Below are 22,727 nucleotides of genomic sequence, written 5' to 3'. Positions count from 1 at the left end.
TTTTATAGAAAAGAGTGGAAATTTGAGGTAATAGATGAAATAAAAAGGGTTTAGCTTGATTGGGGTAATGATTATTGTTTAACCTTTTTATTAAAAAGGTCAGTTATTTTGTTTTTCTCATCAGAAACCTTCTTCATTTGTGCTTAAAATACTTATTTTTGTGAGGGAATAATAAAAATAGTATTATGGCAAAGCGTAATTATGTTTCAAATTCTACGGAATCTACGCGCATGTTCAAGAATGACTTTTTAGAGTCTTTGACGAAAGTGCATTGGAGTGTACCTTTGATTTTCTATGTACCCGTGGTTGTTTTCTTTTCGTATAAAGCGCTAGTTTGGGGAGAGATTTCCTTTTTAACCTACATTGGGTATTTTATTTTTGGTTTAGCTTTTTGGACTGCTTTTGAATATGCATTACATCGTTGGGTGTTTCATTTTCATCCGACATCGGAATGGGGAAAGCGAATCGCTTTTATTTTCCATGGTGTGCATCATGATTACCCAAGAGACCGTATGCGTTTGGTGATGCCGTTGTCAGCGAGTATTCCACTAGCTCTTTTGGTCTATCTTGGTTTTACATTGTTTTTTTCGAATGAGTTTATCTTAGCCTGTTTTTTCTCAGGTTTTATGGTGGGGTATTTGATCTATGACGAATGTCATTACGCGATGCACCATGCTAATTTTAAAAGCGGTATTTTCAAACGGATCAAGCAGCACCATATGTTGCACCATTATTCTGATCCAGAAAAGGGTTTTGGAGTGAGTTCTTCCTTATGGGATGAAATTTTACGCTCAGGTTTCGAAGAAAAGGAACCCAAAAAAGATTCTACTTCCTTAAAAGAAGAAAAAGCATAAATTGAATCACATCAACTAAAAAAGCCCTGGAAGTTTTCAAGGGCTTTTTTTATGGAATAATTTTTCTTTTTATTTAACAATGCCATCAAGTAGGCTTTGTAGGCTAACTTTAGATCAATGGTTTCTTGTTGGGGTTGGCGTGCAGGTATTCCAGTTTGAACTGAAACATTTGGGCCATTTTCTGCGCACGCCATTTGGCTTCTTCAGCCTTTTGTCCACTGTATAGGCCATCTACTGTTGCTTCGAATAATTTGAGCCATTGACCAAAATGTTGCGCATCAATGGGCAAGTTAATATGAGGTGGAAAGGGGCTGCCGAAATAACGATGTTCATCCAGTAGGATAGTCTGCCAGAAACTATACATCTTTTCAAGATGGATCGCCCAATTGTCTTGGATTCTTTCTTTAAAAATAGGTCCGAGCAAAGTATCGTTACGTATCGTCGTATAAAATTGATCTACTAATACTTTAATGTCATCGAGTGTTTGAATATCTTGTTTCATCGGCGTATGATCTAAGCTCATGAATAAAGACCTATAGCTGGATCAAAAGCTTCTTCATGATGTTTATCTAGATTAAATGTAGTGACATTTATGGAGAATCGCATCACTTGGATGTAAAGATGTCTCGTTGAAATATTGTAATTCTCTTTTATTGTCAGTAAATTGACTCAATACTAAGGGAAAAACATATGGGAAAATACGTTCTTTTAATCCTATTATCGATGGGATTTTATGCTGCTGAGGCGCAGGTTACAACAATTTCGATCAATAAGGAAAATTTTCAATCTTCTGGTTTTCCATTTAAAGGGAAGCGTGTGTTGCAAGTGGAACGCATTCAAACTCCAAAAGAAGATAATTATATTGTTTTTTCAAAAGAGGAACGGGGTGCCGACCCCGACAAACTCTATGTACAACAATTTCAGCAGATCGATGGAATGTGGCAGCTTGTGGCTGATGAATTGATATCCGAAGAAGGGATCGTTACGTCGGTTTGGGAATCTCGGAAGGCATTTTTTGATGCCGATAGGGACGGTAAATTGGATGCATTATTTATCTATTCAAGGCATCCAAAGGATGATTTACAAAAGCAGCTTAGTTGTATTGGACTAGTTCTTTATAAGAATAAGTTTTACCGTCTCCGTGCGGAGGAAGCAGATGGTTATAGTCAAACAACGTTTTCAGACAATTATGCGTCCCTACCGGTTGAGGTAAAAGAAAATGTGGAACGTTATTGGAACAATCTGGATAAAAGATAATTTTCGGTACGGGTCTGGAATCTACCGAAAGATCGACCATACGATCTTTCGGTAAGTTTGTTATTGTCTATTTCATCAGATAGAAAGCATTTCCACGTTTTTTGATGATGTTAATTGATTTTACCTATGAAAGGCTTATTCAATAGGTTGACTCAATGCATGGATAGGATATCGATCAAATCAATGTTACTGGAGTGCAGCGAGCAATTGCTTTTCTTCTTCAATTTGTGTTTTACTGATCACATAGCGTGCGATATGTTTGCCCTTCAATTGATCTATCGTCTGAATAACATCTTTTGTGCGCGCTTCTTTGCTAGGCTTGATCAATACAATCATTTCCTTTGTATTGGGTATGGTGCTTATCTTAGCTTTTAACTGTGCTATAACAGCTGAGAGCCCCTTCTCGATATCTACCGGTACTTTTGAAGAGCTGATCGGTTTTTTGAAATCCCCATGATACCACATGAATTTTCCTTCGCCAAGAATGAGGGTCGCTGTGCGGTTTTCATCAATAAGAACCGAACTTTCTACATCTGATTTAATTTTGTCTGGCATGGCGATATCCATTGCAGATGGTTTATTTAATGTTGTGGTCAACATAAAGAATGTAATGAGAAGAAATGCGAGGTCTACCATGGCTGTTAAATCTACTTTAGGAGCCATTTTTCTGCTTCTTATTTTTTTCTTTCCCGTTTCTTGCGTTTTTTGGTTTAATTCTGCCATGATCGTCATCTTTAGGTTAACACGTTGTTGTTACTCACTATTATGATGTCAGAGAAGAACGGATTCCACAGTATTTTTTTAAAAACTAGGGTTTTTCTCAAGTACTTTCAGTGTTTTTTTTCTTAATTGTTGATAATCAGTATTTTTTTGCTATGTTTTAGTTTGTTCGTTGTTGATCCGATTTGACCAATTCACTTGTCATTTTGTCCTTTCAATCAATTTAGGGCGCTTGCTAGGCTGTCGAAATTTTTCTAGTGGTTTGCAAAAAAGCCCTTCTATGCTGAAAGGCTTTTCTTGCGGATTGGTGGGTAAGTTACTTAGCAACCGCCTTGGTTAGGGATGCGTTTATAAATTATTTTGTTATCTCTTTGTACATAGTCGCCCGCTACTATTGGATACGAATACTTAGGCGCGTACATGACACTACGCCCCCTTATCGTTATTTTGTCGTTTACTTTCAGACTTTTCAATTGTTGAAATTCATTAGAATTTTCGAGACCAAAACTTAGAATATAGTCTTCACGATTAATCCTAACCATCACTCCAAAACCTAACTGTGCACCAAGAGGAAGATAGAGAGAAGTTACAACCGCCTCTATGTTGGCAGAATTCTTTACTTGATCCTTTATTTTCGCAGCATTGTCAAGTACTTTTATACCTTCGGGAGATTCTTTCCATTTTTTGAACTTTATACCATTGGGGCTCGCTTCCCATTTATTCCTTTCGGTGGTCGTTCCAGTAGAAGTGCGTGAATTCGGCGCTGTTTTTTTTAAGGTTTCATTTTTGATTTCGCGATTGGCAAAGGCCAAGCCGCTTCCTATAGCGAGCGGTAAAACCAATACGTAGATAATTTTTTTCATATTTTTAAAAGTTTAATGAACATTAGATTTATCCCAGTAAATTAGATCCGTTCAAACTTTTTTTCTCGCATCTGTTTTAGAGTGATGTAACAAAATTACTTTGATGATACTTATATAGAGGGATTTATATTGTAAATAGTGATGTAATCTTTGTAAATAAATTGTAAATCGTATGTCTGAAAGCCGAAATATTTTCTCAGGGAACCGCAAGTACTTGTATGGTGGTATAATACTCTTGTTTATTGCGATGGCCTTTGTTGCTTTTGATATGACTGGCACAGACGATTTTGATAGCGCTAGGAGGGAAGTTTTGCTTAGGAGGATAGGAGATGAACTGCTTACGCAGTCTGGAGACAGTAGATCAAGGGTACTTCCGATAGAAAAGATTCAAGAAAATGAATATCAGATCAGGTTTGAGAATGAAATCACTTTTAAACCAGACTCACTGGTGAGTGCTATTCAGCGCCTGTTGGTCAATGATCCTCTTGCCCGTGATTATGTCGTTAACGTCCTCAACTATGGCAATTCGAGTGTAGCTTATGGATATGCTATTTCCCATAATAAAAAAGATGATATTATTGCTTGTAGAGGTAGAGTGCAACCTAAAGGATGTTACATGATCAATATTAAATTTAAACCGAGCGGGATAAATACAGCAGCGAATAGCTATTTTCTTGGTATCCTGTTGTTCTTAGCATTTGCTGGATTCATTTTTTGGAAATCGGATCGGAAGCGAAGCACTGTGTTAGACGATCAAAATAACAGTATTTTAACCTTTGGGGCCGTTTTGTTTAATCCGCAGGAGCGAGAAATGGTCATTAATGAAAACACCATAGATCTCACTGGAACGGAAGCTCGTCTGTTGCATATTTTCGCCTTGTCTCCTAACCAGACGATAGCGCGAACCCGGCTGCAAAAAGAGATTTGGGAAGATGAGGGGATTATTGTTGGGCGCAGTTTAGATATGTTTATATCAAAACTTAGAAAAAAACTGGAGTTTGATCCGAATATCAAAATTACGGTTATACGTGGTAAAGGATATAAACTTGAGGTAAGTTCTTAAAACAGAGTAAGGGGATAAATTGGGCTAAAATGCAAAAAGCCTTTCATTTCTGAAAGGCTTTTTCTGCGGAGAGTGAGGGATTCGAACCCCCGAACCTGTGACAGTTAACGGTTTTCAAGACCGCCGCATTCGACCACTCTGCCAACTCTCCGCGACAAAAGTAGAAATTTTGGGTAGAATTACAAAACTTATTTTACATTTTTCTTTGTTTAAAAATAGCTTTAGCACTCTTAAATAGAAATGTAGTTGAATACCAGTCGGTTATTTTTAACGGGTGCCCCACTTTTCGATGTCATATTGGAGATAGCGGGCTCTGCCCTGGACGATATGTTCGCTTTGGATGTGATCATAATCTTGTTTTAGCTTATTTATTGCAATTAAAAATGTAACCATGAATGTATTTTTTAGGAGCAAATATCATCCGATTTTCAATTTCCGAACTGTCGTTCTAACTCCTGTAATTCAAAAATAACTTCGTTGATTGATCGATCAATTTTAGCGAGTTGTCTTTTGCCCAGATAAAAGTAGGAAAATAGAATCCAGCTATAGGTTGGAAGGTAAGTCAGTAAATAATAATGGAAACTAGCACCCGCTAGGATTTCCCGAAGATAGATCGAGATCGCTATACCGAGAAGTAGATGATAAATCGGCATATTCCAATGAATTCTTTTCTTTCGAAAGGAGTCAAACTCTTGCCACTGTTGTAAATGCTCGGTAGGTAAAGCTACTTCGTTGATTTGTTTGACTTTTCGTGCAGTAGTCAACATTAAATATGCCTGTATAAAACAAAGGAAGGATACGATAAACATTGCTGTGTACAATGCGAGCGTTTTATGCCTAAAATCAAGGAAATATGCCAGAGCAAGAATAATTAATCCCGTTGCAAGCAATAAAACAGCACCGGCTATTTCTTTCCTTATTAATTCTTGACGAAAGTTTTTGACCTTATTCAGGTGTTTTGGGGGCAAGATATTTTGTTTGCTATCCTGTTTCCAAAGATGTTGTAAATCGTTAAAGTCTTGCATATTTATGGAAAATTTCGGTTAATTCTTTTTTAATTCTATGGATTTTTACACGGAGATTATTCTCTGTAATTCCCGTAATTTCTGCTATTTGCTCATAAGGTTTTTCATCTAATACCAATGTGATCAGTACCCTATCAGCTTCTTTTAGTTTGCTGATACATTTGTACAGCAGATCAATCTGCTGTATTTTTTCATTCGATGAATCCTCTGGTATATCGATGCAGCTTGTGTCGGTCATTTTTTTTTAAATGCAGATGTTTTTTTCGCATACTCGTCAAGCAATTATTGATCGCTATTCTGTAGATCCAGGTGCTTAATTTGGCATCGTTGCGAAAACTATCGAGTTTTTTCCATACAGTAATGAAGGTCTCTTGGATTAAATCTTCTGCATTATCTCGGTCTCCGGTATAACTGAGGCATAATTTGCGGATGGCCGGCGCATATTCTTTGTAAATAATCTCAAACTTTTCTTTGTTGGTCATCGGGTTATTTTAAAAATGTGTTTAGTTCTTTAAAAAACCAAATTGGCTGATCATACATAATAAAATGCTTACTGTTGGTATTGTGTAAAGTTAGCTTTTTTACATACTTATATTGCTCGGAAAGAATCTGCTGTGATTTTTCCAGCGTTTCGTACTTACTACCTAGCACCAAAACGGGTATGGTAATTTTAGCAAGATCCTGGCGGATATCCGTCGTCATCATTTCATAAAAAGCAGATGCTAATGTAACTCTATCGCTCTGTACTTGCCATTCGGCTATTGTTTTGGCTTTTATAGAATCAGTTACCAGCTGTCGTGCTATATTTTCAGCATACACACTAAGTTGTTGGTCTCCCATCGAAGTAAATTGTGCGATAAGTGCATCTTTATCGACAAACTTTTTCACTTCCTCTACACTTGTATTTGGGTTCTGCATGCCCGGGTAGAACGGTACTCCGTCCACAACGATAACTTTTTGAAATAGCGAAGGTGCGGTGCTTGCGATCCAGAGACTCAAAAAGCCTCCTAAACTATGGCCTATAAGAATCGGATTTTGCAATTTTTTTGCCTCTGTATATGCTATGATTTCATTGCGCATAGTCTCAAGCAATGCTTCTTTAATCGCTGCTTGTCCTGCGAAACCAGGAAGTGTAAGCACGTGACATTCGTATTTATCTTTTAAGTGATTTACAGTTTCTGTCCATACGGTTCCACTACAACTATATCCTGGAATAAGAATGATCGGTGTTCCTTTTCCATAGATACTGACCTGAAAATCATATTTTTTCTGTGCAAATGCCGATCCGTAAATCATAAGTAAAAGTATTGAAATACCGACTTTGGTGAAATGGCTTAAATAGTTCGGTAGATCTTTATTGATACGAAGAACAATCGTTTTCATAAGAATTGAATTTAAAATTAGTAATTATGGTTTTCTAAAATATTCTGCCTATTAGATGTTATGAATTACAGATTATTACATAAAAGAATGAAAAAAGTGAAAAAGAGTGCATGTGGCCAGGAAGAGTTGAGGGAAATGTTGTTTTCTTGTAGGTAACGCTCTGATAATTCGAATGGAATGGTACTATAAGAAAATTGTTCTTTTGATGGGGGAGAATAAAGGAGCAAAAGCAAAAAGCCTTTCATTTCTGAAAGGCTTTTTCTGCGGAGAGTGAGGGATTCGAACCCCCGAACCTGTGACAGTTAACGGTTTTCAAGACCGCCGCATTCGACCACTCTGCCAACTCTCCGCGACAAAAGTAGAAATTTCGAATAGATTTACAAAACTTATTTTCTATAGTTAGTCTTAGCGTTTGAAAATGAGCTAGATTGTTTTTTAAAAAAGTCTATGCAGGGATAATCTCATGGCAGTGTTTCCTGATGTTGGCCGCAATTTTGTCGATCGGTAAATCGTCCTGGTCGATACCAAATGGCTCTTCAATGGACTCACCAATTAATTCAAGAGATGCTAAAACATATAAGATAAATGGTACAGCAATCACAACAAAGTAACCGATGGAAAAAACGTAACCTACTGGAAGGGTCATGGTATAGAATATAATGAACTTCTTGATAAATGCACTATATGCTAATGGTATTGGGGTGTTTTTAATACGCTCACAAGCTCCACAAACATGTGTCATGGTAATAATTTCCTCATTAAGGATAATAAGCTGATCGCCACTTATAGTTCCTTCTTTATATAGATCATTGATTTTGTGGAAGATCATGGTGGAAACTTGGTTCGGACCATGTTTTTTATTGTCTAAAGCCTTTAACTCAGGGTGTTCGTTTTCGTCGAGCATAAACTTGGTGTAATCCGATCTTAGAAAATCGTATAGTGTTTCTGCGAATAGGGGGATTGCCTTTCTGAAAAAACTACGATTCACTTTGTCATCTACATCCAGCATGGCATTTAGTTTGTACGAAAAGGCTCTACTAACATTGGTCAATGTACCCCATTGTTTTCGGGCTTCCCACCAGCGGTCATAGGCCGTGTTTGTTCGGAATACCAGTAAAAGCGATATAACAAAACCGAGTAGGTTGTGGACAATGGTAATGTTTTTGACCCAGCTCTTTTCATTTAGTTTGAGGTATTCCAATTCAAGAAAGGCAATCATCCAGGAATAAAACGCTATCAAAACAAGAAATGGCAGTAACTTTTTGAAGGTATCTGATTTATGCAACTTGAAAGTTGCCGAAAGCCAGTCTTTGGGGTTGTATACGATCATACACAAAAATATAAATTGTTGCGAAAATTTTGCGAGTTAATTGCTATTGCCGTAACTTCATCGTGCTATGGCACAACAGCGATCAAAAAGAAAGAAAACAAGTACAAAAGGAAGTCAGGTTAGTGGAACAAAGTGGATTTGGATGATAGCAGGAATGCTGGTGCTTTTCCTCTGTCTTGTTGTGTGGCATTATCGGGCTGGAATTATATACTATTTTCGCGTGGCTACCTCCAAAGACAAGTCTCTGACGAAGGAAGCTAAATATGATATTCGTAATATTGAGATTATGAGCAAGCACGATGATAAGGTGTTTGGCATAGACGTGTCTACCTATCAGGAAGAAATAGATTGGCAAAAGGTAAGCACAATCAATGATCATTTTCCGATAGATTTTGTGTTTATCAGGGCGACAATGGGTGAAAAAGGAATTGATGATAAGTTTAGTCGAAATTGGAGTAAAACGGAAAATAGGGCAGTTTTGAGAGGCGCCTACCATTATTTTAGACCCAATGAGAACTCGGTCAAGCAAGCGAAGAATTTTATTCAGAAGGTTAAACTACAGTCTGGCGATCTTCCACCGGTCTTGGATATTGAGGAGCATCCAAAACAACAATCGATGGATAGCTTGAAAGTTGGGCTAAAACGTTGGCTTGAAGAAGTTGAAGCCCACTACAAAGTAAAACCCATTCTTTACTCCGGAGATAAGTTTTATAGTGACTTTTTGGAAAAGGAATTTGCAGCTTATACGTTGTGGATTGCAAATTATAACTTCTGGGTTGAGAACCCCAAAGCGCATTGGGCTTTCTGGCAATTTTCTGAAAAAGGTACTGTCAGAGGGATTCAAGGCAATGTGGACTTAAATATATACAATGGTAAAATTGAGGAATTGGAAAAGCTGCTTATTCCTTTTAAATAGTAAAATATATGCATAGAGTTTTTATCACATTATGTGGGGTTTGTTTAGCACTGTTTAATGTTCAAATGCAATTGCATGCAGAATCGAAGAGTCATCGGGTCGAGATGTCGCAACCCGCTTCAGATTTATCACGATTAACATTGAAAGAATTTAAAAAATTGCGTCGTGAAACAGCTATCCAAGTTCTTGATACGCGACCTGGCGATATATTCCTACAAGGATTTGTACCTAAATCTATAAATATAGGCTTTAAAGGTCCTTTTGACCACTTTTTGGCGCAAGTGTTTCCCAATAAAGCTCAAAAGCTTTTATTGATTACAGACGGAAATAGTCAAGATACGGTTTATCATCATTTATTAAAGCTGGGTTATACCCATGTTATTGGGGTTTTGGAAGGCGGCATTGAAACTTGGAAAGCTAGTGAAGATGTAGTCTCGTTGCGTAATATCAGTGCAGGAGAATTCAGGAAAAGATCAGATCAAGGTCATATTATGGATGTAAGAACAGATAAAGAATTTGGTAATGGACATATTGACAATGCAATGAATATTCCATTAACAGATTTCGTTAATTTTGGTTCTACGCTTAAAAAAGACTATCAACAGCTGTATGTACACTGTCAATCAGGTTATAGGAGTGCAGTGGCTGTATCTATTTTGAGTGCTAAAGGATTTAAACATATATGCAATATCCAAGGTGGGTATAAGGCATTGCAAGAAGAAGTAAAGGAGAATCAATAATGGCTACTTTTGACCAGATTATTCAATCAAATTCGCTGGTTTTGGTGGATTTTTTTGCGACGTGGTGCGGTCCCTGCCAGACTATGGCGCCGATTTTACAGGATGTAAAGGAATTTTATCAAGATGATTTGTCTATCATTAAGATCGACGTGGATAAGAATCCAAAAATTGCTTCGATTTATAAGGTAAGTGGCGTGCCTACTTTCGTGTTGTTCAAAAATGGCCAACAGGTATGGCGACAAAGCGGCATGATTCCCAAGATGGAATTACATAAATTGATCGATCAAGTAAAGTAAAAAATCAAGTAAAGTAAAAAATAAGGCGTTCAATCAAATTGAACGCCTTATTTTTTAATGATACTCTGGTGTTTTAATAGGTAGTGTTATATCGCACTAAAATATTAAAATTCATCGTCATCATCGAAGTCATCCAATCCTCCAATCGAGTCGATTTCAGGTAAATCGAAATCATCATCGAAATCATCATCATCGTCATCAGGACCGTTGAAAGATGCGAATTTTACTTCTTCAAGATCTTCGTTAGCTAAAGTTGCCGTGTTCATAAAATAATACTTTATTGTTTCTTATTCAATGTTGTAAAATTAGAGAAGAAAACTATTTTTTAAAACTTTTTTTTTAAAAAAATATTAAGCTTTATTTTTCTGTTAATCAGTATGTTGAATTGTGTTTTGAAAATAAAAATTTATTTTATTTTATTTATTCATTTGTTTCGCCAATCGCATTGTCCTCGGTAACGATGTCTTTCAATTGAGGGAGATCTCTCACACCATTGATTCCGAAGTGATCCATGAACTGCTGGCTTGTTGCATAAAGTAAAGGTTTTCCGATACTATCTGCTTTTCCCGCAATTTTGATCAACTTCTTTTCCAGTAACCGTTGAATAGAGTAATCACAGCTTACACCTCTAATCTGCTCCACTTCTAATTTTGTTATCGGTTGTCTGTAGGCAATGATTGCGAGTGTTTCTAGTGCTGATTGACTTAGTTTTCGCTTGTTATTGTGATTTTGGAGCTGTTGTATCGATTCATGATAAACAGCTTTTGTCAAAAACTGATAGGCGTTGTTGATATAGCGTAATTCGAGTACATAGTCTTCATCCTGGTACTTCGTTTCAATTTTTTTAATCAACTCACGTAGCTCTTCCCTGGATACTTCGATGGCTAAGGATTCCTGCAAAATCTGTTTGATATCGGCAAGATCTATTCCTTCCGCAGAAGCAAATATAATTGCTTCAATATTTCTTATGACGTCTTTCAATGTATCGTATTAATAGTTAATGACCTGTTCGACCATATGGGCTGGTAGCTCACGGAACTCATACTTTTGTGTTCGCAGTTGTGGGCTGAATCCAGCTTCCAAAATAGCTTCCTGTATAGATTTTGATGTAAACCGATGTGGTGCACCTGCTGCCGAAACGACATTTTCTTCAATCATAATTGAGCCGAAGTCGTTCGCTCCAGCGTGCAGACATAATTGCGCTGTGCGCTTTCCGACGGTGAGCCAGGAAGCTTGTATATTTTTAATATTAGGAAGCATGATGCGGCTTAAGGCAATCATGCGAATATATTCTTCGCTCGTTACATTATTGGTAATACCGCGCAGTCTTTTCAATAAGGTGCCATCATCTTGGAAAGGCCAAGGGATAAACGCAATAAATCCATGGGATTCCTGAGGTTTTTCATCCTGTACTTCGCGAATCCATACCAAATGTTCAAAACGTTCTTCTATCGTTTCGATATGACCAAACATCATGGTGGCAGAAGTTGGTAAATTAATTTTATGGGCTGCCCGCATAACATCTAGCCATTCTTTACCACCGCATTTTCCTTTTGATATAAGACGTCTCACACGATCATTGAGAATTTCAGCTCCCGCTCCAGGTAGCGAGTCTAGTCCTGCTTCTTTCAATTGCGTCAAAACTTCAATATGGCTCATGTTCTCCAATTTGGAAATATGCGCAATTTCAGGTGGGCCGAGAGAATGTAGTTTTAGCGTAGGATAAAGTTCCTTTAATTGCTTGTAAAGGTTTTTGTAAAACTCAATACCTAAATCCGGGTGATGGCCACCTTGCAGCAGCAGTTGATCGCCACCGTATTTAAAAGTTTCCTCTATCTTTTGTTTGTAGCTTTCAATATCGGTAATGTAGCTATCTTCATGACCAGGGCGACGGAAAAAATTGCAAAATTTGCAATTTGCAATACACACATTTGTGGTATTGACATTTCTGTCGATCTGCCAGGTTACCTTACCATGTGGCACTTGTATCTTACGCAATTCATTGGCTACGAAAGTCAAATCAGCTGTAGGTGCATTTTGATATAAAAAAACACCTTCTTCCTTGGATAGGAACTCAAATCGGAGCGCCCGTTCTAATAAATTACTTACATTCATCAACAACAAATATAAGGAGCTTTTAGCTTATTTGGACCTGTTTGCGGAATATTTGACAATGCAAATTGAATTTTGGGAAACATTCCGGATATAAAAAACAAAAGGATATGCTTGTGTAACAATAGTATTGCATTGCAACTTAGTGTATAAAATACAATAACTTGATTTATAGCGCTTTGTGAATTAATTAAGATTTTTCCTTTTTTTTTACATTTATTATTCTTTACATTTATTTAACAGATTTTAACATTTCTGGAAAATAACCAAATTAGTAAAAAATGAATAACCAAGGGTCCTGAATCTGCCAATAATATAGCATTGTTGTCGTCAGACCTAAAAAATGACCAAAAACTTAAATAATAACCAATAGCAACTAAAACAACTAAAGCATAAACATAAATTTTTTTTAAACCACCTATTTAGTAAAATTATGATGAAAAAAACGGACAAAAATTGCTGTTTTGATCTCATATTGGGCCAAAAGTTCAATAAGAGGTTTCTGATTATGAGTTCTCTTCTCATTGGGGGAGGAATGACCACTCATGGATTTGCCAGTGGATTAACTAGCCATGGCAAAGTTGAAGTCGTTTCATTAATCAAAACAAGGAGCGTACAACAGACACCTATCAAGGGGGTCGTGAAGGATGCTGCTACAGGTCAAGGTATTACTGGTGTATCTGTGAAAGTCAAAGGGAGCAGTAACGGGACGTCGACCGGCGAGAATGGTGCATTTACCATTCAAGCAAAAGTAGGCGATGTGTTGATTATCAGTTATATTGGGTACAAAAGTACTGAAGTTACTGTTTCTTCGAAGGCTGATCTTGCAATTTCCTTAAGTGGTTCAGAAGATGCCTTGGAAGAGGTTGTTGTCACAGGTTATTCGGCACAGCGGAAGAAAGATTTAACCGGTGCTGTTGCCGTTGTCAATGTGAAGGAGTTGAAGACTACCCCGGCGGCGAGTGCAGTTGAGGCATTGCAAGGGCGGGCAACAGGGGTTCAGATCGTAGTTGATGGTGCCCCTGGTTCTACACCACAGATCAAAATTCGTGGTTACAGTACGATCAACAACAACGAGCCGCTTTACATTATTGATGGAGTGCCTTATGAAGGAAAGTTAAGCTGGTTGAATCAAAATGATATTGAGACGATGCAGGTCTTAAAAGATGCATCAGCAGCTTCAATTTACGGTTCACGTGCAAATAATGGTGTTGTCATCATTACCACAAAAATCGGTAAAAGTGGAAAACCTCAATTTAGCCTTGACTCTTATTATGGTGTGCAGGTTCCAAACAGTGGGCGTTTTCCAAAAATGTTGTCTCCGCAACAAACATTGGATATTGAAAACAGATTGGACGGCACAAACAATGTGATGCCTGATTACCTTATTGCTGGACCTAAAGTGGGCGGGAAAGATGTGATTACAGCCGCAGACGTGGATATGTCAAAATATAAGTACGATGCGAGTAGCCGAAGCGATTTTTATCAAATTACCAAAGCAAATAAGGCCGGAACCAACTGGTTTGATGCTTTATCCCAAAATGCGCCTACCCAGTCGCACCAACTTAGCGTTTTAGGAGGTGGTGAAGATGCGTCCTATGCGATTTCGGGCGGTTATCTGAAACAAAAAGGAACGATTATTCATACCGGTTTTGAAAAATATAATCTTCGTTCAAACACACGCTTCTCTGCCTTTAATAATAAACTACGTTTCGGCGAAAATATGCAATACAGTTTTACAGAAGGATTTGGTATGGGGGTAAATACCAATACTGCCGGGGACTATATCGGTGAAGGTAGTGCTTTAGGTTTTGCGTATCGTATTCATAATATCATTCCTGTATATGATGAGGGTGGAAATTTTGCGGGATCTGTTGGCGGACAGTATGGTAATGGCGAAAACCCTGTTGCTATCGCCTATCGTGCCAAGGATAATAAAAATAAGAGCAATATGTTTTTCGGGAATGTCTTTGGAGAATTTGATATTGTCTCAGGATTAACCTTCCGTAGCAGTTTTGGTATGAAGTATGAAAACTACAATGGTGTATCTTATACCTATCCAAACCCTGAGTTTACAGAAGGAAGTTTTAACAACGGAATTAATGAATTTTTTGGACTGAATAAAGAATGGACTTGGACAAATACTTTAAATTATAAAAAAACATTTAATGAGGCGCATACGTTGAGCATTCTCGCTGGTACGGAAGCTATTCAGAATAGAAATAGGCAGATAAGGGGAAAAGGAAATGGCTTTTTTACAATGTCATCGCTTGATTACCTTTACTTGGATGCCGCTTCAACTGGTCGCGTCAGTGAAGGTAGCGGTTCTGTAGGTTCCTTGTTTTCGGTGTTTGGAAAGGTTGATTATTCCTACAAAGATCGGTATATCTTAAGTGCAACAGTGCGTCGTGACGGTTCTTCTAATTTTGGGCCGAACAATAAATATGGAACATTCCCTGGAGCGAGTGCTGCCTGGCGTTTGTCGGAGGAAGAATTCATGAAAGGTGTTTCATGGATCTCGGACCTAAAAATCAGAGCGGGTTATGGTGTGACGGGGAACCAACGTATTCCAGCCAATCAATATCTGAATCGCTATCAGGTCGCTATTAATTCATCTTCATATCCTATTGACGGAAGCTTGACTTCCGGTATGTGGCACAATGCCTATAGTAATCCGGACGTGAAATGGGAACAAGTATCTGCATTAAACGTTGGGGTGGATTTTACCCTGGCACAAGGTGATTTTGATGGATCTTTCGATTGGTACAATAAAAAGACGAAAGACATGTTGTACCTGTTACCTTTACCTGCTGTTGCCGCAGGTCGGGCCGGATCGCCTTATGTAAATATTGGTGATATGCAAAATAAAGGTATCGAGTTTTCATTGAATTATCATTACGGTAGACGTCAAGAAAGTGCATTTAAATTGGATCTGTCCGCTACTATTTCACGTAACGTGAACAAGATCGTTTCTTTGGCACCATCAGTAACCCAACAAGTGTACGGTAGTTTTAGAAGTATGGAAACCTCCATCTTAAAACCTGGAGAACCTCTTGGTGCTTTCTATGGCTATAAAGTAATTGGTATTTATTCGGAAGCGGATATGAACAATGCGAGTGTCGCTAAATATGAGGATGGAAAGTCGAGAGCTGGTGGACTTAAATTTGAGGATGTCAATGGTGATGGCAAAATTGATGCAAGTGACCGTACCATTATAGGTAGCCCACATCCTGATTTTGTGTATTCATTCAATATCAATGCGGCTTATAAAAACTTTGATTTTATGGCTTACTTCTATGGCTCAAAGGGTAATCAAAACTATGAAGCTACGAGATACTTTACAGATTTTGGTGTGTTTAGAGGTCAAAAAAGTACGCGCGTATTGGATGAATGGAGTCCAACGAATAGCGGTAGCATGATCCCTTCCCAAGTGAGAAATGCTTCACCCTATGAATATGCTTCTTCGAGCTATTATGTACAGGATGCAAGTTTCTTGAAATTGAAAAATCTTCAAGTTGGCTATAACTTCGATACCAATCGTGTTTTTGGTAATAATACCGGTATCAAGAAACTCCGTGCTTATGTGGGGGTAACAAATCTGTTTACGATTACTAAATATGAGGGACTTGATCCAGAAGTTACGGCTACTCCGTCGACTTACCCAGCCTTGGGTGTAGACTTTGGTGTGTATCCACAGGCTCGTCAATATATGTTGGGTGTTAGTCTAGGATTTTAAGGGTTTAGTGATTTAAGTTAAAATTTGATTGAAATGAAAAAAAGAAATATAATTACAGTTTTAGGTATATCATTGACTTTATTAGCCTCTTGTGGGAAATCTTTTTTGGAGCGTGATCCGCAAGCAGAATTGCCCGAGTCTCAGATTGTAAATTCAAAAGGTATAGAGGCCTCTCTTATCGGGGCGTATGGAATATTAAACGGCAATGTCAACGGTACCTGGGGGAATTACTCTTCGGCGCCTAGCCAATGGTTGTTTGGTGAAGTTGCTGGAGATAATGCACATAAAGGATCTGAGGCAACCGATCAACCGAACATGAATATGATCGAATTTCATACGCCAAATAGTTCGAACGACAACCTGAGTCAAATGTGGGAAGTTTATTATGAGGGCGTATTAAGGGCAAATAATACGTTGCGTATTCTGAAGGCTGACCAAGCAGGTGAAAAAACGGTAACGGCTGCACGTGCGAAGGAAATAGAAGGTGAGGCCCGAGTATTGCGAGCGCATTATTATTTTTATTTATGGCGTGTTTTCAAAAATCTAGCGTATGTTGATGAGAACACAACAGATGATGAGGCTAAAACGAAACCGAATAAGGATGATGTACTTCCGAAGATTATTGACGATTTAAAAGCAGGAATAGCGAATTTGCCAGCGACAAAAATCAATAGCCAGGCCGGACGTATGGATCAGAATATCGCGAAAGCTTATCTGGGTAAAGTTTACCTCTATCAGAAAAAATATGCGGATGCGTTAGTTTTGTTTAAGGAAGTTATAGGTGCAAAGGATCTACGTACGATGCCGTACCAAAATAACTTTGATGTACTTACAAAAGACGGCCCAGAGGCATTATTGGTATCGAAGCATGTGATTAATCCAGATGGATCTGGTGATAATGCCAATGTTGGTGATATGTTGTCTGGATTAAATGGAAGTAATCCTGTAGGTTGTTGTGGTTTCTATCAGCCGACCATTGATTTGGTTAATGCCTATAAAGTCGATGCAAATGGATTACCATTGTTAGATGGTTCTTATCGAAATAATCCATATAAATCAGATTTCGGTTTGTCCGATGACGCAAAGAAAACATATAAACTTGATGTTACGCTTCGTTTTGACCCACGTTTAGATTATACGGTTGGCCGTAGAGGTGTGAATTTCTATGATTATGGTGTCATGCCAGGTGATGCATGGATTCGTGAGGTGAGCTCAGGTGGACCATTTGTTGGTATAAAAACAATGATTCCGAAGAGTTTGCATGCAACACATACTGCGTCAGGAGCGGCATATATTACTGACTTGGATGTTAATATTATTCGTTTAGCTGATGTTGTTTTAATGGCAGCTGAATGTCAGGTTGAATTAGGCGATTTAGGTGCAGCAATGAATCTGGTAAATGCAGTTCGTGAGCGTGCGGCAAAATTACCTCCTAAAACGACTGGCGATAATGTAGCAGCGGCGGTATATGTTGTTAAACCTTATACTTCTTTCCCAGACCAAAATTATGCGCGCAAAGCTGTTCGTTTTGAACGTCGTTTAGAATTAGCGATGGAAGGACATCGTTTCTATGACCTTGTGCGTTGGGGGGAGGCGAAAACTGTATTGGAAAGCTACGCAACGTTTGAAGGCGGTTTTATGGCTCGCTATAAAGGCTTAAACTATAAACCTCAAAATGATTACTTCCCAATTCCACAATCGCAGATTGACAGAAGTGGTGGAGCTCTGACACAAAATCAAGGATATTAATTTTTGATATTTTAAAAAGGAAAGGGGGAGGCAATGTCTTCCCCTTTCCTTTTTAAAGGATTTGTATCTGAATTTTGGCAATAGGCGAAAGAGAGTTCTTGCAGTTTTTTGTATGTTTGAACTGATGAAAAAAAATTTAAGTGCATTGTTGCTGCTTTGGTTTGTGCTGGCGGCTACTTTTGTAGCGAAGGCTCAGAGCTTTGAGGATGTTTATCAGCTATTTCAAGAATCTAAAATATTAAATGATCATTTTGTTGGTTTTTCTTTGTATGACCTAAATGCCAATAAATATGTGATGGACATAAACGGCAATAAGCATTTTACACCGGCTTCCAATACAAAAATGTATACAACCTATGCCGCTTTGGCCCTGCTGGGCGATTCAATACCCGGTTTGGAGTATGTGGAACGAGGAGACTCGCTGCTTATCTGGGGGACAGGCGATCCGACGTTTTTGCATAATCGGTTAGATACCCGGGTAGTGTATAACTTTTTGAAAAATACGAATAAACGCATTTTTGTTGTACCAGGGACAATGAAGAATAAGTTCTTTGCACATGGTTGGGCTATGGAAGATTTTGAAGCTTACTATCAGCCTGAAATCAGTACATTTCCTATTTATGGCAATGTGGTCACTTTTCGACAAAAAGGTTATAATTATTTATCAACCTCTCCAACGAGTTTTCAAAATTCACTGGATTTTTTGCCGGAACCTAAGGTAGGTGATTTTGAACTTTCCCGTTCATTTCGTGCAAATTCCTTTTGGATGTCCAAACGTCCCGTTCCGAGCGGTTATGTCAATGAAGTCCCATTTATCTATTCTGATAGCTTATTTATTAAATTATTGTCGGATAGTCTAGGTAAATCCGTGACCTTATTGTCTTATCAAAAACCAAGCAATACCAAGATACTCTATTCCGGCAGTACCAAAAATTTAATACGTGAAATGATGTTGCCAAGTGATAATTTTATTGCTGAACAGTTTTTAATGATGTGTTCGTGGAAACAATTCGGCCAATTTGATACTTACTTGGTGCGGGACTGGATGAAGAATAACGTTTATAAATACTTTTCAGCTGAGGTTGCCATTTTTGATGGATCGGGCTTGTCGTCCTATAACAAGGTGACACCGCAAAATAATGTCGATCTATTGGTCGTCTTGAAAAATAAGTTGCCGGATGAGAAGGAACGTTTTCGTCTTTTTCCGGCCGGAGGTGTAGATGGTACCCTGAAACGTACCTATAGCAAAGATCTCGGAGAACCGTTTGTTTTTGCTAAAACGGGAACGATTACATCTGTCTATAATCAAAGTGGTTATTTGATCACACGGACAGGAAGGCGCTTGGCATTTTCTTTTATGAACAATAATTATATAGATGATCGAGCAAGTGCAATTCGTAAAGAAATGGCTAAAATAATTACTTATATTCGTCAAACTTATTAAGCCAATTTAAATGGAAGCAATTGTAAAAAACAATAAAAAATTGATTCGTTCTTGGGCCATGTTCGATTGGGCCAATTCTGCTTACAACCTTGTTATTACTTCCACGATATTCCCTGTTTACTATACCGCAATTACTACAACAAAAGAGCATGGTGATGTTGTTAGTTTCTTTGGGATTGAAGTCGTCAATACCGCACTTTCTAATTTTTCTTTGGCTTTTGCCTATCTGTTGATGTCGTTTTCTTTGCCCTTTATTTCTTCGTACGCTGATGCAAAAGGAAAAAAGAAACAGATTATGAAATTCTTCACTTATGTTGGAGCAGTTGCATGTATGTGCTTATTTTTCTTCAAGCTTGAAACTTTGGAAATTGGTATCATCTGTTTTGTGCTTGCAGCGATGGGGTATATTGGCGGTGTTTTGTTTAATAATTCCTATTTGCCGCTTTTGGCGACAGTCGATCAGCAAGATAAGGTGAGTGCGCAAGGTTTTGCTTATGGTTATATTGGCTGTGTCACTTTACAGATTCTTTGTTTTATAGTGGTGCTTAAACCTGAATGGTTTGGTATTACAGATGCTTCACTACCGGCTCGTATATCATTTTTAATGGTCGGATTGTGGTGGCTTGGGTTTTCAATGATTCCTTTTAAATACCTGCCTAAAATCGATGCAACCGAGAATAACACAGGTAAGAGTTTTGTTCAGAATGTACGGAATGAATTCGGCCATGTTATCCAAAAGATCAAAGGTATTCCTGAAATAAAACAGTTTTTGCCGGCTTTTTTCTTTTATGCAATTGGTGTTCAGACTTTGATGATTGTCGCCTCTTCTTTTGGGGAGAAAATTTTGCATTTAGGCGCGGAAAGGTTGATTGCTACCATTCTTCTCATTCAACTTGTAGCTATCTTAGGTGCATTTTTAATGTCTTATTTATCTACGCTTTTTGGGAATATCAAGGTGTTGATCGTTGTGGTAATGATCTGGATCGGAATCTGTATTTCGGCCTTTTATTTATCTACCCCACTTCAGTTTTATATCATTGCTGCATTGGTCGGTTTAGTTATGGGCGGGATTCAGTCCTTATCGCGTTCAACCTATTCTAAATTAATTCCGACGGATATCAAAGATACGACTGCTTTCTTCTCTTTCTATGACGTCACAGAAAAAGTTGCCATTGTCATAGGATTATTCTCATTCGGGTTTATAGAACAGGTTACACATAATATTCGATATTCGGCATTGGTTCTTTCTTTATTTTTTGTAATTGGATTGTTACTTTTGATCCGGATATTAGTATCCAATAAATCTTAATTTTATTGATTGAATTGCATATGAAAGTAGAACTTTTTGTTCCTTGTTTTATAGATCAGCTTTACCCTGAGACCGCTTTTAATACGGTTCGTTTATTAGAAAAGGTCGGCTGCGAGGTTGTCTATAATCCTGAGCAGACATGCTGTGGCCAGCCTGCCTATAATGCTGGATTTTGGGATGATGCAAAACAGGTCGGACGGAAGTTTTTAGGTGATTTCTCAGGAGATCATGTGATTATTTCTCCTTCTGCGTCTTGTACCGGTATGGTACGACATGCTTATAATGATTTATTCGCAAATTCGGCAGATTCCCATCAATGCCATAAAATACAGCAACAGGTTATGGAAATCTCTGATTTTTTAGTAAACGTGCTAAAAAAAGAGTATTTTGGAGCTGAGCTTGAGGGTGTTGCGGTGTACCACGATTCTTGTTCGGCTTTGCGAGAGTGCAAGATTAAAGAGGAACCACGGAAATTATTGAGTAAGGTCTTAGGTTTGGAGATGGTGGAGGTGAAAGATAGCGAGACATGTTGTGGGTTTGGGGGGAGTTTTGCCGTTAAATTCGAAGGAATATCCGCAGCAATGGCTGAGCAAAAAGTGCGCAACGCACTTGATCTGAATGCGGATTATATTATTTCCACTGATTCATCTTGTTTGCTACAGCTTCAATCTTATATCGATAAACATAAATTACCCATTCAGACGATGCACCTCGTTGATGTGTTGACTACTGGCTGGGGAAATATTTAAATAACACATTAAATCTAAACACATGAATTCAAGAAGAGATTTTCTTAAAAACCTTGCGCTAGCGTCTGCTGGTATAGCATTAGCTCCCTCTTTGGAGAGTTTTGCGGCAGCAAAGAAAGATTGGTTTGACATTTCCTTGGCTGAATGGTCATTGCATAAATCCTTGTTCAAGGGAGATTTGAACAATTTGGATTTTCCGGTATTAGCTGCCAAAAAATACGGTATCTACGGGGTGGAATATGTGAATCAGTTTTTTAAGGATAAGGCTAATGATAATAACTACCTTACTGAGCTGAATATGCGTGCAAAAGATAATGGTGTACGTAATGTACTCATTATGATTGATGGTGAGGGAAATCTCGGTGATGAAGATGAAACAAAGAGAAAACAAGCCGTGCAAAACCATTATAAGTGGATTTCTGCTGCTAATTTCTTAGGTTGTCATGCAATCCGTGTCAATGCGGCTGGAAAAGGAACTCCTGAGGAAGTGAGTAAACGTGTTGTTGAAAGTTTAACAACGCTATCTGATATTGGTAAAAAAGCGGGGATTAGCATTATTGTAGAAAACCATGGTGGTATCTCTTCACATGGTGACTGGTTGGCCAATACATTAAAAGCAGTGGGTAGTAAATATTGTGGAAGTTTACCTGATCTTGGTAATTTCTATGAGTATGATCGTTATCAAGGCGTGACTGATCTAATGCCTTATGCGCATGGTGTGAGTGCCAAAACACATGATTTTGATGCCAATGGAAATGAAACGCAAATTGACTATGAGCGTATGTTGAAGATTGTTAAAAAAGCAAAATTCAAAGGTTATGTGGGGATTGAATATGAGGGAAGTAAGTTGAGCGAAGAAGAGGGTATTTTTGCTACTAAAAAATTACTGGAACGTTTGCGCCCTTTGATTTAATATTTAACGAGTCGAGTTCTTTTCAGGAAATGGAAAGAACTCGACTCGTTGATAGGTTTTAATTGAAGTGTTGTTTGGATGCAACAACGAAAAAAACTGCCGTCCATTCGTTAGAAACCTATTAAAATCTTCACTATCTTGCTTGAGTATATGAAGACGGGTGAACAACCTCTTTCTTTGTGTAGAGGATCATCGGATTTTTCCGTTTACCAATGGTATATTTTATAAATGGAAATCGCACTACCTTATTTTGAAAAATAACGACTAA

The 22,727-nt window shown here is 38.1% G+C and carries 23 protein-coding genes and 2 tRNA genes; 12 read left to right on the top strand and 13 right to left on the bottom strand.

Annotation, left to right across the window (positions count from 1 at the left end; translation table 11 throughout):
* The first annotated feature begins 185 nt into the window (after nt 1-185).
* Nucleotides 186-854, top strand: a complete 669-nt coding sequence (locus BV902_RS23760) for a sterol desaturase family protein (protein WP_236582760.1) — start codon at nt 186-188, stop codon at nt 852-854.
* Between the two features lie 109 nt (nt 855-963).
* Here the strand turns inward: BV902_RS23760 and BV902_RS23755 are convergent, their stop codons facing one another.
* Nucleotides 964-1,356, bottom strand: coding sequence for a group III truncated hemoglobin (locus BV902_RS23755; protein ID WP_075994961.1), 393 nt, complete (start codon nt 1,354-1,356; stop codon nt 964-966).
* 188 nt (nt 1,357-1,544) lie between these two features.
* On the opposite strand from BV902_RS23755, the gene BV902_RS23750 reads away from it, so the two are divergent.
* Complete coding sequence (locus BV902_RS23750; protein ID WP_075994044.1) at nt 1,545-2,111, top strand: hypothetical protein; 567 nt, start codon at nt 1,545-1,547, stop codon at nt 2,109-2,111.
* 186 nt (nt 2,112-2,297) lie between these two features.
* Here BV902_RS23750 and BV902_RS23745 read toward each other — a convergent pair whose 3' ends face one another.
* Complete coding sequence (locus tag BV902_RS23745; RefSeq protein ID WP_075994960.1) at nt 2,298-2,834, bottom strand: ExbD/TolR family protein; 537 nt, start codon at nt 2,832-2,834, stop codon at nt 2,298-2,300.
* A 317-nt stretch (nt 2,835-3,151) separates the two neighbouring features.
* A complete protein-coding gene (locus BV902_RS23740; RefSeq protein ID WP_075994043.1) occupies nt 3,152-3,694 on the bottom strand; it encodes a hypothetical protein in 543 nt (180 codons plus the stop codon).
* A gap of 172 nt (nt 3,695-3,866) precedes the next feature.
* Between BV902_RS23740 and BV902_RS23735 the strand changes: the two genes are divergently transcribed.
* Nucleotides 3,867-4,757, top strand: a complete 891-nt coding sequence (locus BV902_RS23735) for a winged helix-turn-helix domain-containing protein (RefSeq protein ID WP_075994042.1) — start codon at nt 3,867-3,869, stop codon at nt 4,755-4,757.
* A gap of 66 nt (nt 4,758-4,823) precedes the next feature.
* Here BV902_RS23735 and BV902_RS23730 read toward each other — a convergent pair.
* The 7 genes from BV902_RS23730 to BV902_RS23705 form a co-directional block, all read right to left on the bottom strand.
* Nucleotides 4,824-4,908: transfer RNA gene (locus tag BV902_RS23730), tRNA-Ser, on the bottom strand.
* A 277-nt stretch (nt 4,909-5,185) separates the two neighbouring features.
* The gene (locus tag BV902_RS23725; protein ID WP_075994041.1) at nt 5,186-5,782 is read right to left on the bottom strand and encodes a hypothetical protein; all 597 of its coding nucleotides are present in this window, start codon (nt 5,780-5,782) and stop codon (nt 5,186-5,188) included.
* Complete coding sequence (locus BV902_RS28625) at nt 5,769-6,020, bottom strand: RNA polymerase sigma factor (RefSeq protein WP_313187417.1); 252 nt, start codon at nt 6,018-6,020, stop codon at nt 5,769-5,771. The genes BV902_RS23725 and BV902_RS28625 overlap by 14 nt, the downstream gene beginning before the upstream one ends.
* Nucleotides 5,974-6,264 (bottom strand): RNA polymerase sigma factor, encoded by a 291-nt coding sequence (locus tag BV902_RS28620; protein WP_335682250.1) that lies wholly within the window; start codon nt 6,262-6,264, stop codon nt 5,974-5,976. Before BV902_RS28620 ends, BV902_RS28625 begins: the two co-directional genes overlap by 47 nt.
* A gap of 4 nt (nt 6,265-6,268) precedes the next feature.
* Nucleotides 6,269-7,165 (bottom strand): alpha/beta fold hydrolase, encoded by an 897-nt coding sequence (locus tag BV902_RS23715; RefSeq protein WP_075994040.1) that lies wholly within the window; start codon nt 7,163-7,165, stop codon nt 6,269-6,271.
* Between the two features lie 264 nt (nt 7,166-7,429).
* Nucleotides 7,430-7,514, bottom strand: a tRNA-Ser gene (locus BV902_RS23710).
* A gap of 96 nt (nt 7,515-7,610) precedes the next feature.
* Nucleotides 7,611-8,495 (bottom strand): bestrophin family protein, encoded by an 885-nt coding sequence (locus BV902_RS23705; protein WP_075994039.1) that lies wholly within the window; start codon nt 8,493-8,495, stop codon nt 7,611-7,613.
* A 67-nt stretch (nt 8,496-8,562) separates the two neighbouring features.
* Here BV902_RS23705 and BV902_RS23700 point away from each other — a divergent pair, with 67 nt between their 5' ends.
* The 3 genes from BV902_RS23700 to trxA are packed head-to-tail and all read left to right on the top strand — an operon-like array spanning nt 8,563 to nt 10,447.
* Nucleotides 8,563-9,411 carry a glycoside hydrolase family 25 protein gene (locus BV902_RS23700; RefSeq protein ID WP_075994038.1) on the top strand — a complete coding sequence of 283 codons (849 nt, stop codon included), beginning with the start codon at nt 8,563-8,565 and terminating at the stop codon, nt 9,409-9,411.
* An 8-nt stretch (nt 9,412-9,419) separates the two neighbouring features.
* Nucleotides 9,420-10,151: a rhodanese-like domain-containing protein gene (locus tag BV902_RS23695; RefSeq protein ID WP_083663752.1), complete on the top strand. Its 732-nt coding sequence runs from the start codon at nt 9,420-9,422 to the stop codon at nt 10,149-10,151.
* On the top strand, nt 10,151-10,447 hold the full coding sequence (trxA, locus tag BV902_RS23690) for a thioredoxin (protein ID WP_075994036.1): 297 nt from the start codon (nt 10,151-10,153) through the stop codon (nt 10,445-10,447). Before BV902_RS23695 ends, trxA begins: the two co-directional genes overlap by 1 nt.
* Before the next feature lie 104 nt (nt 10,448-10,551).
* On the opposite strand, the gene BV902_RS27615 is transcribed toward trxA, so the two are convergent.
* From BV902_RS27615 to mqnC, 3 genes are all read right to left on the bottom strand, one after another.
* Nucleotides 10,552-10,713, bottom strand: a complete 162-nt coding sequence (locus BV902_RS27615; RefSeq protein ID WP_167450446.1) for a hypothetical protein — start codon at nt 10,711-10,713, stop codon at nt 10,552-10,554.
* 154 nt (nt 10,714-10,867) lie between these two features.
* Nucleotides 10,868-11,428 carry an SMC-Scp complex subunit ScpB gene (gene scpB / locus BV902_RS23685; protein ID WP_075994035.1) on the bottom strand — a complete coding sequence of 187 codons (561 nt, stop codon included), beginning with the start codon at nt 11,426-11,428 and terminating at the stop codon, nt 10,868-10,870.
* 9 nt (nt 11,429-11,437) lie between these two features.
* Complete coding sequence (mqnC, locus tag BV902_RS23680; RefSeq protein WP_075994034.1) at nt 11,438-12,562, bottom strand: cyclic dehypoxanthinyl futalosine synthase; 1,125 nt, start codon at nt 12,560-12,562, stop codon at nt 11,438-11,440.
* 430 nt (nt 12,563-12,992) lie between these two features.
* On the opposite strand from mqnC, the gene BV902_RS23675 reads away from it, so the two are divergent.
* From BV902_RS23675 to BV902_RS23650, 6 genes are all read left to right on the top strand, one after another.
* Nucleotides 12,993-16,295: a SusC/RagA family TonB-linked outer membrane protein gene (locus tag BV902_RS23675; RefSeq protein ID WP_083663751.1), complete on the top strand. Its 3,303-nt coding sequence runs from the start codon at nt 12,993-12,995 to the stop codon at nt 16,293-16,295.
* A gap of 33 nt (nt 16,296-16,328) precedes the next feature.
* Nucleotides 16,329-18,044 (top strand): RagB/SusD family nutrient uptake outer membrane protein, encoded by a 1,716-nt coding sequence (locus tag BV902_RS23670; RefSeq protein WP_075994033.1) that lies wholly within the window; start codon nt 16,329-16,331, stop codon nt 18,042-18,044.
* A gap of 124 nt (nt 18,045-18,168) precedes the next feature.
* Complete coding sequence (locus BV902_RS23665; RefSeq protein WP_172840738.1) at nt 18,169-19,488, top strand: D-alanyl-D-alanine carboxypeptidase; 1,320 nt, start codon at nt 18,169-18,171, stop codon at nt 19,486-19,488.
* A gap of 10 nt (nt 19,489-19,498) precedes the next feature.
* The gene (locus tag BV902_RS23660) at nt 19,499-20,797 is read left to right on the top strand and encodes an MFS transporter (RefSeq protein ID WP_075994031.1); all 1,299 of its coding nucleotides are present in this window, start codon (nt 19,499-19,501) and stop codon (nt 20,795-20,797) included.
* Between the two features lie 20 nt (nt 20,798-20,817).
* A complete protein-coding gene (locus BV902_RS23655; RefSeq protein WP_070566110.1) occupies nt 20,818-21,546 on the top strand; it encodes a (Fe-S)-binding protein in 729 nt (242 codons plus the stop codon).
* A gap of 22 nt (nt 21,547-21,568) precedes the next feature.
* Nucleotides 21,569-22,459, top strand: coding sequence for a TIM barrel protein (locus BV902_RS23650; protein WP_046672364.1), 891 nt, complete (start codon nt 21,569-21,571; stop codon nt 22,457-22,459).
* Nucleotides 22,460-22,727 lie beyond the last annotated feature (268 nt).

Source organism: Sphingobacterium sp. B29, from assembly GCF_001952815.1.
Lineage (GTDB): Bacteria > Bacteroidota > Bacteroidia > Sphingobacteriales > Sphingobacteriaceae > Sphingobacterium > Sphingobacterium siyangense.
The sequence above is the reverse complement of the archived record's forward strand: the minus strand, read 5'-3'. Positions and strand labels throughout refer to the sequence as shown.